The following is a 13328-nucleotide window of genomic DNA, read 5'->3' on the forward strand; positions in this document are numbered from 1 at the left end:
ACCGATGACTGCCACTCCCTCCGACGCGTACGCCGACCGACGGCAAGGCCCCGGGCCCGCAGCTCAGGCCCCCGGCGAACCGGACGGCGCGGGCGGAAACCGCGGGGACCAAGGCCGCAACAGGCACCGCAGGCCGCGCCGCCGCGCATGGCGCGCGGGGGCCGCGGCCGCCGCCGGCGTGGTCGTGCTCGCCGCTGTCGGCGCGGGCTACCTGGCCGCCACCCGGCACTCCGCCGCCACGGCGGAGGACCGCGCCGCCGCCGCCCCGCACGCCGGGGTGCCCGCGCGGGCGGAGGGGCCGCCGCCCGGTGCCGCGACCCCGGCGGTGTCGCCCCCGGGCTCGCTGCCCGCCATCAGCGGACTCGGGCCCAGGACCCGCGCCGAGATCCCGGTCGCCAGCCGCCAGGTGCTTGTCGCCTCCGGTGCGGCGAAGGACTCCTCCGACACCGTCGTGACGCTGTGGACGAAGACCGCCAACGGCCGCTGGCTGCCCGGCGCCGCCTGGCCCGCGCACAACGCGCTGCACGGCTGGACCGCCACCCACCACTCCAACGACCTGCACAGCCCCATCGGCGTCTTCACCCTCAGCGACGCGGGCGGCTTCGAGCCCGACCCGGGCACGAAGCTGCCGTACCACCACGACAGCCGCTTCCGCGCGGGCGGTGTCGGCTTCGACGGGGAGGCCCTCGACGAGGCGTTCGACTACGTCATCGCGATCGACTACAACCGCGTGCCCGGCAACTCCCCGCTCGACGGCAGCCAGCCGCTCGGCGCGAGCCGCGGCGGCGGCATCTGGGTGCACGTCGACCACGGCGGGCCCACGCACGGCTGCGTCAGCATCTCCGCCGACCACATGGTCGACCTGCTGCACACCCTGCTCCCGGCGGATCATCCGGTCATCGTGATGGGCGACCACGGCTCGCTGTCGTCCTGAGGCGCCCGCCGCCCGCGGGCGGCGGATCGGCAGGTCACGGGCACAGCGGGCCGACGGGGTGTCAGCTCCCGGTCGCAGGAGCGGCGTTCGGTTACTCCTGGGGGAGTACGCCGTTGCGGTGACGGCGCTGACCGGGGGAGTAGCGGGAAACCATGCCGTGGGCCGATGTCACATCCGCGCCGGTCGGGGAGTCTTGAGGGCAGGACGGATCGCCCGACGTCCCCGGGTGCAAGGGAGGCAACGGCATGGACGACGACCGGGAGCTGGCCGGCTTCGCGCGGCAGTGGGCCGAGGCGGAACGGCGCGGGGACACCGCCGCGCTGGACGCACTGCTGACCGACGACTTCACGGCGGTCGGCCCGCAGGGCTTCGTGCTCGACAAGAAGCAGTGGATAGACCGCTACGCCTCGGGCGCCCTCATACACGACTCCTTCACCTGGGAGGACGTGACGGTGCGCAGGCACGGCCCGGCCGCGGTCGCGGTGGGGGTGCAGGGCCAGCAGAGCATCTACGACGGGCGTGACGCGGACGGCCATTTCCGCGTCACGCAGATGATCGTCACGGACGGCGCACGGTGGAGGCTGGCCGCTGTGCACCTCAGCCCGACCGGCTGCCGGAGCGGGCTGGAGGACGACTGACCCCTGGGCGGGGCGGTGTGTCGGCCGGGCTCAGCCGCGCGGCAGCACCGTCGACTGGACCTGGGTGAGGCCGCGCCAGTCGTTGGAGGCGACCGTGGCGTGGGCCTTGGCCAGCTGGGCGACCCTGGCCTGCGCGTCGGCGGGCGCCGGGTTCACGTCGTCCAGCGCGGGTGCCACGTTCTGCGCGTCGGTCATGAAGAGCAGGTAGTGGTGGGTGTCGTACCAGGAGGTGTCGATGCTGCCGTTGAGATAGGCGGCCGCGTCGCCGTCGAAGGCCACGAACCACGGACGCAGGGAGGTGTCGGAGTAGCGGGTCCGGGGGTCGCCGGACTGGGCGTTGTGGACCGAGGGGAAGACGTTGGCCTGCGCGGTCTTGCCCTGGGTGTGCAGGTCCCGCAGATAGCCGGCGTACTCGCTGTCCGTCCACAGCGAGTCGGTCGGGTTGGACTCCTCGACCGTGCCGGGGATGACCTCCAGCACCACCTTGCCCGCGAGCTGGGCGCGGGTGGGCCAGTTGCCGGCGGTCGCGGCCTCGTCGAGGGTGGCGTACTGGCCGCCGCCCGGCTTGGCGAGCAGGTCGGCGGGCTTGAAGACCAGGCTGCCGAGGTGGGCGCTGATCGACTGGTCGAGCTTGGCGGGGCTCATCCCGAAGGTCGACTGGAAGCCGGCCTTCATCTCCAGCTTGACGTACAGCGGGCCGTGGCCGGGGTGGGCGCCCAGCCACACCCGGATGTCGTCGAGGCAGCTCTCCAGGTCCTTGTTGGCGCCGCCCGAGTAGAGCTGGGAGGCATTGCCGGCGTTGACGCAGTTGTTGCTGTTGCCCAGCGGGTTGGAGTGGCTGACCTTCCACTCCTGGGTGACGAAGTCGTCCCAGACGTCGAGCTCGATCATCGACGTGCCGGTGTCGAGCGCCTGGGCGAGATATGTGAAGGAGGCGGGATCGTAGCTGTTGTGCAGGCCGGACGTGGTGGCGCCGGACAGCGGCAGTGCGTCGGTGTCGGCCGAGGCGGCCGGGCCGGTGGCGGTGAAGGCGAGGCAGGCCGCGAGGGCGCCGAGCAGGGCGGCGCGTCCCGTCCGCGCGGCGGCGCGGCGGAGCGGAAGGCGGCGGGTGAGCGGACGGGTCACGTGTCCTCCTGTGGGGGATGGCTCTCCGTCAGGACGGTGACGGAGAGGCGTGAAGCGACGGAGACATGACACGTAACACGACCTGCATTCCTGCTGTCGCCTCCGAGTTCGGCCAACTCCTGGAGGCGGAGGCGGAGTCGGAGGCGGTGCGGTGAGCTGAGGCCCGGTCAGGGCACGGAGAGGAGGCGCAGTACGGCGGTGGCCGCCGCGGCGGCGAGGACGACGACGAGGAAGGGGGCTCTGCGCCAGGCGCACAGCGCCCCGACGGCGACACCCGCGGGCCGGGCCGGGCCCGCCAGGGCGTGCCCGTCGGTGAGCGCCGAGGTGGCGACGAGGGCGGCGAGCAGCACGACCACGGCGGTCGCCAGCAGACGTTCGAGCGCGGGCGGCAGGGTGACGCGCGAGCGCAGCGCCGGACCGGCGAAGCGGAAGGCGAAGGTGCCCGCGCCGAGCACGGCGGTGGCAGCGAGCAACTGGGCGCTGCCGCTCACCGGACGTCCTCCGGGGCGGCGGGGCGTCGGTGCCCCCCGGCGGCGACACCCGCGAGGGCGAGCAGCACGGGCAGCCCCGCGGGCAGGAAGGGCGCCGTCGCGAGCGCGACCAGCGCGCCGGTCAGCGCGGCGCGGCGGGTCCCGGCCGTGCGCAGCGAGGGGAGCAGCAGGGCGAGCAGCACGGCGGGGAAGGCCGCGTCCAGGCCGAGGGCGTCGGTGTCGTGCAGGGCGTGGCCACCGTAGACGCCCAGCAGCACGCCGGCGTTCCAGCTCGCGAACAGGCCGGTGCCGCACAGCCAGTAGGCCGTGCGCCGGTGCGGCGGCTCGCGCTGCGCCAGCGTGAAGGCCACGGTCTCGTCGACCATCAGATGGCTCCCGGCGATGCGGCGCGGCCAGCCCGCGCCGAGGGCGTCGCCCACGGCGAAGCCGAAGGGGAGGTGGCGGGCGTTGACCAGGAGCCCGGCGGCCACCGCGGCGACCGGGTTGCCGCCCGCCGCCACCAGACCGACGAAGAGGAACTGCGCCGCGCCCGCGAAGACGACCACGGACAGCAGCACCGGGAGCCAGGGCGGCAGCCCGAGGCCGACGGAGAGGGCGCCGAAGGACACGCCGACCACGGCGTCGGCGGCGCAGACCAGGGCGATGTCCCGGGCCAGGCCCGGGGCGTGAGGAAGGAGGGAGCGGGGGAAGGGCAGCCGTCTTGTTCGCTGTATCGAACGCATCGCTGCCTATACTGAACATCTGACGAAGCGTTCGTCAAGGAAAACGCATCGACCGATAGAGCGAACGAAGGGAGTGGACGTGCCGCAGGACGGGGCCCCGCGCGGCGGGCCGCCGCTGGACGTGATCGCGGCCGGGCTGCAGCGGGAGCGGCGGAGGGCCGGGCTGTCGCTCGCCGAGGTCGCCCGGCGGGCGGGCATCGCCAAGTCCACGCTGTCCCAGCTGGAGTCGGGCACGGGCAACCCCAGCGTGGAGACGCTGTGGGCGCTCAGTGTCACCCTCGACGTACCCTTCGCCCAGCTCGTGGATCCGCCACGGCCCCAGGTGCAGGTCATCAGGGCCGGTGAGGGGCCGGCCTTCGCCGCCGAGCGGGCCGAGTACGTCGCCGTGCTGCTCGCTTCCTCACCGCCCGGCATCCGGCGCGACATCTACCTGGTGACCGCCCAGCCCGGCAGCGCGCGGGAGTCCGACCCGCACATGCCGGGGGTCGTGGAGCACGTGGTGCTCAGCACCGGGCGGGCGCTCGTCGGCGTCGCGGAGGAGCCGGTGGAGATCGGGCCGGGCGACTACATCGCCTACCCGGGGGACCTCGCCCATGTCTTCCGGGCCCTGGAGCCTGGCACCTCGGCGGTGCTCGTCCAGGAGCACCGCTGACCCGACGAACGCAGACGGAAGGAGCCGCCGTGCCCGGACAGGCCGAGGGGCAGGAGCAGGGACAGGAGCAGGACCAGGAGCAGGAGCAGGCCGCCGTCCGCACCGAGCGGAACGGGCCGGTGACCACGGTCGTGCTGTCGCGTCCCGCGGTGCGCAACGCGGTCGACGGCCCCACCGCACGCGCGCTGGCCGACGCCTTCCGGGCGTTCGACGCCGACGAGGAGGCCTGCGTCGCCGTGCTCTGGGGCGAGGGCGGCACGTTCTGCTCCGGCGCCGACCTGACGGCGATCGGCACCGAACGCGGCAACCGCGTCACCGACCCGTCCGATGCGCGGGGCCCCGACGCCGACGGGCCGATGGGCCCGACCCGGATGCGGCTCGGCAAGCCCGTGATCGCGGCCGTCGCGGGCCACGCGGTCGCGGGCGGGCTGGAGCTGGCGTTGTGGTGCGACCTGCGGGTCGTCGAGGAGTCGGCTGTCCTCGGCGTCTTCTGCCGCCGCTGGGGCGTCCCGCTGATCGACGGCGGCACGGTACGGCTGCCCCGGATCGTCGGCGCGGGCCGGGCCATGGACCTGGTGCTCACCGGCCGCCCGGTGGAATCGGCGGAGGCGCTGGCCATCGGCCTGGCCGACCGCGTCGTGCCCGACGGCACCGCGCGCGCGGCGGCCGAGCGGCTGGCCGCCGAGATCGCCGCCTTCCCGCAGGTGTGCCTGCGCCAGGACCGGCTGGCCCTGCTGGAGCAGGAGGGCCTGCCGCAGGACGAGGCGCTGGCCGTCGAACTGGCGCACGGGCGGGTCTCACTGGCGCAGGCGGCGCGGGGCGTGGCCCGCTTCACCGCGGGGGAGGGGCGGCACGGCGCCTTCGGCGGATGACGCGGGCGGCGCCCCTCCCGGCCGCTTCCCGGGGCGGGCGTCAGTGCCGGAAGAGCCGCAGGCGGGTGTGGACCAGGGTGATGCCGTGCTCGCGGCAGGCGTCGGCGACGTCGCCCGAGCGGATCGAGCCGCCGGGCTCGGCGATCCAGCGCACCCCGTGCCGGGCGGCGTGGTCGACGTTGTCCCGGAAGGGCAGCGCGCCGTCCGAGGCGAAGGCGACCGACGTCAGGCCCGCCGCCCAGGCCCGCCGCTCACCCGCGCCCAGGTCGTCCGCCGGTACGGCCAGCGCCCGGCCGAAACGGGTGCGCTCGTCCGCCGTCATGTCGCCCTCGGCGAAGCGCACCTGCCAGTTGACGCGCTCCTGGCGGCGTACCGAGGGCAGGAAGTGCAGCGCGGGCACCGCCGGGTGGCGGCGCAGCCACCACAGGTCCGCCTTCGCGCCCGCCAGTCGCGTGCAGTCCACCCGGGACTGCTGCCCCGCCCCGATGCCCAGCGTGACCCCGTTCCGCACGTAGCAGACCGAGTTGGACTGGGTGTGGCGCACCACGGCCAGCCCCAGCAGCAGGTCCGCCGCGGCGGACGCGGGCAGCGGCCCGCCGCACACCACGTCGTCCAGCAGCCCGGCGTGCAGCGGCACGTCGTCCCGCGCCTGCGTCAGCCGCAGCCCGTGCAGCTCGCGCTCCTCCTGCGGCGGCGCGACGAAATCCGGGTCCGCCTCGATCACCAGGAAGCGGCCCTTCTTCTTGCGGCGCAGCGCGGCCACCGTGCCCGGTTCGAAGCCCGGCGCGATGATGCCGTCGCTCACCACATGGCCCAGCAGATCGGCCAGTTCGGCGTCGACCGGGTGCGACACCGCCGCGAGGTCGCCGTAGGAGGACTTCGGGTCGGCGTCCCGCGCCCGGACGTAGGCGCTGGTCAGCGCGCCCGCGCCCGGGTCGGTGCGGTAGAGCGCGGCGGCGCCGGCCTCCAGTGGTCCGGCGAGCGCCGCCCCGGCCGGCGAGACATGCTTGAAGGAGGCCGCGGCCGGCCGGCCCAGCGCGCCCGCGGCCTCCCTGACCAGCTGCCAGCCGCTCAGCGCGTCCAGCAGGTTGATGTACGACGGCTCGCCGTTCAGCACCCTCAGCGGCCATGCCCCTGCCCGCACGGGCGCGGCGCTCGCCGCCGTCTGCTGGGGGTTCGTTCCGTAGCGCAACCGCATGTCCAGGCCTCCTCGCTCGGAGCCCGGCGGGGTGCCCCGCGGCCGGGCCCGAAGCGTACGGGCTCACGGTGCGCGGGAGACGGCCGGGCCGCGTCGGCGGAAGGCGCCCAGGCGGTCGACGCTCACGCGAACGGACGGCCGCTCCCCGGTGGTTGGCCCACCCTCGCCAGTCGCGGCCACGGCCGACTCTAGCGGAGCCCCGGGCCGCCCGGCAGGGGAGCGGACCTGTGGGACGCGGCCGCCCCGCTCAGCGGTCCCCGAGCCCTGCCGCGAAGGCCAGCACCAGTGCGGCGACGCGCTCCGGGGCCTCCAGGATCGAGGTGTGCCCGACGCCCGGCAGCGGATCGACGCGGATGCCGGGCACCGCGCCGTAGTCGCCGTACGCCGCGGGCGCCCAGCGGCCGTCCAGCTCCCCGTAGACGGCCTGGGCGGGTGTGCCGAGCGCCGCCAGCCGCTCCGGCACCGGCTGCTCGGCCAGGTAGCCGTAGGAGGCGCGCATGGTCGTCAGGAAGGAGCGGAAGCTCATCTGGCGCAGTTCCTCGGCCAGTATCCGCGGCGCGTCGCTGCCTTCGGGGAAGCTGCCGCCGGAGAAGGCGCGGATCTGCTCGTCGGTCGGCGGCCACCGCACCTCCGCGCTGACGGCGCCCGCGTCCTGCGCGGTGAGGGCGTCGATCCGCGGGCCCGTGTTGACGAGGGCCAGCCCGCGCACCAGCTCCGGGTGCCGTTCGGCGAGGGCGACCGCGGTGTAGCCGCCGCTGGAGTGGCCCACGACGACGGCCGGTGCGGCCTCCAGCAGCTCCAGCACCCGCGCCGCCCGGTCCGCCTGCTCCGGGATGCCGTACCCGCCGTCCGCCGGCTGCGCGGACCGCCCGTGGCCCAGCAGGTCGATCCGGACGACGCGGTGGGCGGCGGCCAGCGGCGGCACCATGGCCTGCCACGACAGGGAGGACGCCCCCGACCCGTGGACCAGCAGCAGGGCGGGGGCGTCGCGGGGGCCGTCCTGGCAGACGTGGATGTCGCCGCCGTCCAGCGGCAGCAGCGCCTGCGCGGCGGTGACGGGGTCTTCCGTGCGAGGTGATGGCGCATCAGGAATCGTCATGCCGACCATTGTCGGGGCCGTGTCGGGCCCCCGCGGGCATCGCCCCCCAACGGGGGCGCGGCGCCGCCCTGTTCGTCCCGGGCCCGGCCCGCCGGGGGTCACGCCCGGCCCGCACCGGCCGCCACCCGCATCGCCCAGGCCAGGCAGCCCAGTGCGGCGGTGCTGACCAGGGTGCGCGCGATGTTCCAGTGGATCCAGGCGGATTCGAAGCGCGCCCGGACCGCCGCGATGTCGTGGATGTGTCCGGGCGCGCCCGCGTCCGCGAGCTTGTTGTTGAGCGGCACGCTGCACCCCATGGTGATCAGCAGCGACAGCGCGTAGAGCGCCACACCGGCGACGATCCACGGCAGCGCCGGGCGCCCCGGGCCGCCGCGGTGCAGCACCGCCGCGACGATGCCGAGCACCAGCGCGCCGCCGAAGGCGAGGGTGAACCAGCCGTTGAGGATGGCGACGTTGATGCGCTGCATCGCCTCCACGAGGGCCCGGTCGCCGGACCTGCCGAGGCCGGGCATCACGGCCACGGAGAAGGCGAAGTAGAGGCCGGCCATCAGCCCGGTGGTGAGGGTCGCGGCGAGCAGCACGAGGCCGCTGAGGGTGCCGTTCACGGCTGCTCCTCGGGTGGTCGGGCGGGGGTCGGGCCGCGGTACGGGCCGGGGCGTGGGTCCGGGCGCGACCCCCCACGGCCCGGCGGCGGGCGCGCCGCCCTGCGGGCCGGGGCCCGGGGACTGCGGCGGCCCGAAGAGGGCGGGTGCGGCGGGCGTCCGCGGTGCGTACGGGGCGGGCCGGGCCGGGGGCGTCTGCGGCGTCTGCGTCATGACCTCAGTCAATCCGCGCGCCCCACGGCGCGGCCATCGCCGAAAAGCTCATCCGCATACGCGTGCGTCCACGCCTAGGCTGTGCGCATGGATGCCCTGGCCAGCCTGCTGGACGGTCCCCGCGCGCACGGCGCCTTCCTGCTGCGCTCGGTCCTCTCCCCGCCCTGGTCGCTGCGGATCGCCGACCGGGCGCCGCTGACGCTCGTGCACGTGGTGCGGGGCGACGCGTGGATACGCGCCGACGACGTTCCCGCGCGCCCGCTGCGTCCCGGGGACATCGCCGTCGTCCGCGGCCCCGAGCCGTACACGGTCGCGGACGGCCCGGACACCGAGCCGCGGATCGTCATCCATCCCGGGCAGGTGTCCACCACCGTCGACGGGGTCGAGCTGTGCGAGCGGATGGACCTCGGGGTGCGCACCTGGGGCGACGTCCCCGCCGACCCCGCACGGCCCGGCGAACTGCCGCCCGGCTGCGGCGTCCTGGTCACCGGCACCTACGAGATGGGCGGCGAGATCGGCGGACGGCTGCTGTCCGCGCTGCCGCGCGTGCTCGTGCTGCCCGCCGGGGCGTGGTCCAGCCCGCTGCCCGGCCTGCTCAACGACGAGGTCGTACGCGACGAGCCGGGCCAGGAGGTGGTGCTCGACCGGCTGCTGGACCTGCTGCTCATCGCGGTGCTGCGGGCCTGGTTCGCGCGCCCCGAGGCCGCCGCCCCCGCCTGGTACGCCGCGCAGGCCGACCCCGTCGTCGGGCCCGCGCTGCGCTTGCTGCACGACGACCCCGCGCACCCCTGGACGGTCGCGGACCTCGCCGCGCGCACCGGCGTCTCCCGGGCCGCGCTCGGCCGCCGCTTCACCGAACTGGTCGGCGAGCCGCCCATGGCCTACCTCACCGGCTGGCGGCTCGCCCTGGCCGCCGACCTGCTGCGCGCGCCGGACGCCACGATCGCCGCGGTGGCCCGCCGGGTCGGCTACGGCAGCCCCTTCGCGCTCAGCGCCGCCTTCAAGCGGGTACGCGGCATCAGCCCGCAGCAGTACCGGGAACGTACCGCCGTGGCCTCGTGACCCGGCCGTACCCGGCGCACACACGTACACCGAGCCCGCACGGGCACACCGCACAGGAGCACGGACCGGCGAGCGGACACCACGGAAGGGGCGGAACAGCATGACGCAGACGGACACGGGAACGGGTGCGGGGACCGGCAGCGGCCCCGCGGGCACCTTCACCGCGCTGACCGGCTTCACCGGCGGCGCCCTCCCCTACGCGGGCGGCCACCCCTACGCCGACTACCGCGCGGCCACCGGCGCCCACACCGGACTCGCGGGACTCGTGGACCTCGCCGACCGCAGGCTCGGCGGCGGGGTCATGGCCGCGGGCGACGAGTTCTTCGCCGAACGCGAGAACCTGCTGCTGCGCGCCCCCGCCGCCTTCGAGCCGGAGCGCTTCGGGCGCAAGGGCAAGGTCATGGACGGCTGGGAGACCCGGCGGCGGCGCGGCCCTTCCGCCCGCCTCCCGCACCCGCAGCCCGGCGACCACGACTGGGCGCTGGTCCGGCTCGGGGTGCCCGGCGTTGTCCGGGCCGTCGTCGTCGACACGGCGCACTTCCGCGGCAACCACCCGCAGGCGGTGTCGGTGGACGCCGTCGCCGCGGATCCGGCGGCCGCGCCGGAGGACCTGCTCGACCCGGCGGTGCGCTGGACGGAGCTGATCGGGCACGCCCCTGTGGGCGGCCACGCCGAGAACGTCTTCGCCGTGCACCACGAGCGCCGCTTCACGCACATCCGGCTGCGCCAGCACCCGGACGGGGGCGTCGCCCGGCTGCGGGTGCTCGGCGAGGTGGTGCCCGACCCGGCGTGGCTCGCGGCGCTCGGGACGTTCGACCTGGTCGCGCTGGAGAACGGCGGCACGGTGCTGGACGCCTCCGACCGCTTCTACTCGCCGCCCGAGAACACCCTGCTGCCCGGCCGCCCGCAGCGGATGGACGACGCCTGGGAGACCCGGCGGCGCCGCGACACCGGGCACGACTGGATCGGCTACCGGCTGGCGGGGCAGGGCGAGATCCGCGCCGTCGAGATCGACACCGGCTGTCTGAAGGGCAACGCCGCGGGCTGGGCGGAGCTGTGGGTGAAGGACGCCCCGGACGGCGACCAAGCCCCGGGCGCGGGGAGCGCGGAGAACGGCGGGAGCAGCCGCGACGGCTCCTGGACGCCGCTCCTGGACCGGGTGCGGCTGCAACCCGACACCGTCCACCGCTTCCTGACGCCGCCGACGTCCGCCACCCACGCCCGGCTGGACATCTTCCCGGACGGCGGCGTCGCCCGGCTGCGCCTGCACGGCTCGCTCACCGAGGAGGGCGCCCGGCGGCTCGCGGCCCGCCGCACCGCGCTGTCCTGAAAACGGCGGGGCGCACGGAACGGTGCCGCGCGGCGCGGGCCGGGCGCCCCGCTCAGCGGGTGCCGAACAGCTCCAGCAGCGCGTCCTTGCCGAACATCCGCGCGGTGTCCACGGCCGAGGGCGCGCCCGCGTCCGGGTCGGCGCCCGCCTCGACGAGCGCGGTGACGACGTCGTCCTCGCCCTTGAAGACCGCGCCCGCCAGTGGGGTCTGGCCGCGGTCGTTGGCCCGGTCGGGCTCCGCCCCGCGCTCCAGCAGCGCCCGGACGGCGGGCGCGTGGCCGTGGTAGGCGGCGAGCATGAGCAGCGTGTCGCCGCGGTCGTTGGTGAGGTTCACCGGCACCCCGGCGTCGACGTAGGCGGCGAGCCGGTCGGTGTCGCCCTGCCGGGCCAGGTCGAAGACCTGGGAGGCGAGCTGGAGGACCTCCGGGTCGTGCGCGGGCTCCTGGTCGGCCACGGGCGCGGGGCCCCGGCCGGGCGTCGGCTCGGTCATGCCGCCAGCCTAGGGCCTGTCGTGTGGATTTCCGTGGAGGAAGGAGCGGGGTCCGGTGCTCCCCCAGAGCTTCGCCTGAGAGGTACCCCCAGCTGCAAGGCGGAGGAGGGAGGCAAAGCGGAGCTTTGTTGACCGACGACAACGCTGGGGGCACCTCCCGCCGAAGGCAGGGGGAAGATGTGCGTGCCGGGGCATGCGACGCCGCGGAGATCCACACGACAGGCCCTAAGCCGGGCACGGGCCCGCGAAGAAGGAGATCACCACGCGCTGCGGCGCGCCGTCACCCGCTCGGATGTCCAGCGGCACGCACGCCCGCCCGTCGCCCGCGACGAAGAAGGCCCCCAGGTAGGAGGTCGCCGCGCCGGGGCAGCCCTGGAAGGTCACCGCGGGGGTCGGCGCGAGGCCCTGGTCGCCGCCGAACTCCAGCCCCGCGCGGGCCCGCTGCTCGGCGCCGATCACGACGGTGACCGGGCTGCCGCTGCCGAGGACGGCGCCGATCATGTAGTGCCAGCCGTCCGCGTCGTGGACGCCGTACGCCTCCTGGTCGCCGTCGGCGAGCCCGCGCAGCCCGTGCAGCGTCAGCGTCCCGACCGTGACGTCCTTCGCGGTCGGCGCGGCCGGTGGCGCGGCGGGCGCCCAGGGGCGGTCCGCGGTTCCGGCGGTGCCCTGGACGGTGCCGGTGGTGTGGCCGTCGCCGCAGGTCACGGGCCGCGGGTGGGCGATGCTGCCGACCGGCGGGCCGGGTGCGGCTGTCGGGAGCGAGGGGTCGTGTGTACCGCCGTGGCCGCCCGCCGAGCAGGCCGCCACGAGCAGCAGGCAGACCGCCGGTAACGAGGAGAGGATCGTCCGGCCCTTCGGGGCCGTGTGCCGGTGCCGTCCTGACATGGACATCACCCCCAGTCAGGACGGTACGTGCTCAGCCCAGCGGCGACCAGACCGCCAGTTGCCGCACCAGGGCCGCCTCCCCGGTCACCCGCAGCGTCGGCGTGCCGTCCCACGGCAGCCGGCGGTGCAGGGCGAGCAGCAGATCGCTCGCCGGCGCCGAGACCGTCGCGTCCGCCTCCGGACGGCCCGCGCCCGCGCGGCCGCGGACCGCCGAGGCACCCGTCGCGTCCAGGATCAGCGTCCAGGCGCGGCCCTCGTCGGCGACCAGCGCGACCCGGGCGGGGGAGTCCGGCCAGCCGTCCATCGCGCCGAAGGTGACGGACAGCAGCTCGTCCAGCGCGTCCAGCGCCACCCCCGGCGGCACCGGCTCGGCGGCCCCCGCGGCCGCCTGCGCGTCCCGCGCGTGCACGGCCGCCTCCCGCACCTGCTGCCGCGCCACCGCCCCCGCCGTGCCGCCCGTCCCGGACTCCGCCCACCACGTCCAGCACGGCGCCCCGGGCCCCGCCGCCCGCAGCGCCCCGACCAGCGCCGCCGTACCGGCCGCCGACCACTCCAGCAGATCGCCCGCGGGAGTGCGGTGCGGCACCTCCGCCTCGGCGGGCGGCCGCCGCGCGGGACCCGCCGCGACGACCGCGGCCCAGAACCGCTGCGCCGCCCCCACGTGCGCCACCAGATCCTCGGCCGTCCAGTCCGGGCACCCCGGGATCCCCGCGTTCCGCGCCGCCCCGCGCGCCGCCGACCGCAGCGCCGCGGACCGCTCCTCGATCAGCTCCAGCCGCCCGTCGAAACCCTCGGGCGGACGCGGCGGCCCGGCGGGCGCGGTGTGGGGGAAGTCGGCGGACGGCGGCGGTGACGGCGGTGACGTCTGCATAACCTCCGTTGTAGCAGCGAACGGCGACACCCCGGCCCCCGCCGGACACCCCCGGCGGCACCGGCCCGGCCCCGCAACGGCGGGCGGCTTGCGGGGCTTTGGCCAAATCCGGCCACAGGGGGCCTGTTCACAGCGCCGCGAAGG

At 76.0% G+C, this 13328-nt stretch carries 15 protein-coding genes and 1 riboswitch; of the genes, 6 read left to right on the forward strand and 9 right to left on the reverse strand.

What is annotated here, in order from left to right:
• The first annotated feature begins 4 nt into the window (after positions 1–4).
• Complete coding sequence (locus tag ACWERV_RS22615; protein WP_452935781.1) at positions 5–934, forward strand: L,D-transpeptidase family protein; 930 nt, start codon at positions 5–7, stop codon at positions 932–934.
• A 245-nt stretch (positions 935–1179) separates the two neighbouring features.
• Positions 1180–1572 (forward strand): nuclear transport factor 2 family protein, encoded by a 393-nt coding sequence (locus ACWERV_RS22620; RefSeq protein ID WP_398178898.1) that lies wholly within the window; start codon positions 1180–1182, stop codon positions 1570–1572.
• Positions 1573–1602: 30 nt separating this feature from the next.
• Here the strand turns inward: ACWERV_RS22620 and ACWERV_RS22625 are convergent, their stop codons facing one another.
• The 3 genes from ACWERV_RS22625 to ACWERV_RS22635 form a co-directional block, all read right to left on the reverse strand.
• Complete coding sequence (locus tag ACWERV_RS22625) at positions 1603–2697, reverse strand: phosphatidylinositol-specific phospholipase C domain-containing protein (RefSeq protein WP_452935784.1); 1095 nt, start codon at positions 2695–2697, stop codon at positions 1603–1605.
• Positions 2698–2864: 167 nt separating this feature from the next.
• Positions 2865–3188, reverse strand: coding sequence for an AzlD domain-containing protein (locus tag ACWERV_RS22630; RefSeq protein WP_452935787.1), 324 nt, complete (start codon positions 3186–3188; stop codon positions 2865–2867).
• Positions 3185–3910, reverse strand: coding sequence for an AzlC family ABC transporter permease (locus tag ACWERV_RS22635; protein WP_452935789.1), 726 nt, complete (start codon positions 3908–3910; stop codon positions 3185–3187). The genes ACWERV_RS22630 and ACWERV_RS22635 overlap by 4 nt, the downstream gene beginning before the upstream one ends.
• A gap of 79 nt (positions 3911–3989) precedes the next feature.
• On the opposite strand from ACWERV_RS22635, the gene ACWERV_RS22640 reads away from it, so the two are divergent.
• Both ACWERV_RS22640 and ACWERV_RS22645 read left to right on the forward strand, forming a co-directional pair.
• Positions 3990–4562 carry a helix-turn-helix domain-containing protein gene (locus ACWERV_RS22640; RefSeq protein ID WP_452935792.1) on the forward strand — a complete coding sequence of 191 codons (573 nt, stop codon included), beginning with the start codon at positions 3990–3992 and terminating at the stop codon, positions 4560–4562.
• A gap of 29 nt (positions 4563–4591) precedes the next feature.
• On the forward strand, positions 4592–5434 hold the full coding sequence (locus tag ACWERV_RS22645; protein ID WP_452935795.1) for a crotonase/enoyl-CoA hydratase family protein: 843 nt from the start codon (positions 4592–4594) through the stop codon (positions 5432–5434).
• Between the two features lie 40 nt (positions 5435–5474).
• Here ACWERV_RS22645 and ACWERV_RS22650 read toward each other — a convergent pair whose 3' ends face one another.
• The 3 genes from ACWERV_RS22650 to ACWERV_RS22660 all read right to left on the reverse strand — a co-directional run bounded on the left by ACWERV_RS22650 (position 5475) and on the right by ACWERV_RS22660 (position 8546).
• Complete coding sequence (locus tag ACWERV_RS22650; RefSeq protein WP_452935797.1) at positions 5475–6632, reverse strand: phosphoribosylaminoimidazolecarboxamide formyltransferase; 1158 nt, start codon at positions 6630–6632, stop codon at positions 5475–5477.
• A 98-nt stretch (positions 6633–6730) separates the two neighbouring features.
• Positions 6731–6816: riboswitch (ZMP/ZTP riboswitch) on the reverse strand.
• A gap of 63 nt (positions 6817–6879) precedes the next feature.
• On the reverse strand, positions 6880–7731 hold the full coding sequence (locus ACWERV_RS22655; RefSeq protein WP_452935800.1) for an alpha/beta fold hydrolase: 852 nt from the start codon (positions 7729–7731) through the stop codon (positions 6880–6882).
• A 98-nt stretch (positions 7732–7829) separates the two neighbouring features.
• The gene (locus tag ACWERV_RS22660; RefSeq protein ID WP_452935803.1) at positions 7830–8546 is read right to left on the reverse strand and encodes an anthrone oxygenase family protein; all 717 of its coding nucleotides are present in this window, start codon (positions 8544–8546) and stop codon (positions 7830–7832) included.
• 87 nt (positions 8547–8633) lie between these two features.
• Here ACWERV_RS22660 and ACWERV_RS22665 point away from each other — a divergent pair, with 87 nt between their 5' ends.
• Positions 8634–9608 (forward strand): AraC family transcriptional regulator, encoded by a 975-nt coding sequence (locus tag ACWERV_RS22665; protein WP_452935806.1) that lies wholly within the window; start codon positions 8634–8636, stop codon positions 9606–9608.
• Between the two features lie 100 nt (positions 9609–9708).
• A complete protein-coding gene (gene alc, locus ACWERV_RS22670) occupies positions 9709–10938 on the forward strand; it encodes an allantoicase (protein ID WP_452935809.1) in 1230 nt (409 codons plus the stop codon).
• Between the two features lie 52 nt (positions 10939–10990).
• On the opposite strand, the gene ACWERV_RS22675 is transcribed toward alc, so the two are convergent.
• The 3 genes from ACWERV_RS22675 to ACWERV_RS22685 form a co-directional block, all read right to left on the reverse strand.
• Positions 10991–11428 carry an ankyrin repeat domain-containing protein gene (locus ACWERV_RS22675; protein WP_452935812.1) on the reverse strand — a complete coding sequence of 146 codons (438 nt, stop codon included), beginning with the start codon at positions 11426–11428 and terminating at the stop codon, positions 10991–10993.
• A gap of 225 nt (positions 11429–11653) precedes the next feature.
• A complete protein-coding gene (locus ACWERV_RS22680; protein ID WP_452935815.1) occupies positions 11654–12313 on the reverse strand; it encodes a hypothetical protein in 660 nt (219 codons plus the stop codon).
• A gap of 31 nt (positions 12314–12344) precedes the next feature.
• Positions 12345–13184, reverse strand: coding sequence for a maleylpyruvate isomerase N-terminal domain-containing protein (locus tag ACWERV_RS22685; RefSeq protein ID WP_452935817.1), 840 nt, complete (start codon positions 13182–13184; stop codon positions 12345–12347).
• Positions 13185–13328: the final 144 nt, after the last annotated feature.

The organism is Streptomyces sp. NPDC004031 (assembly GCF_053604375.1).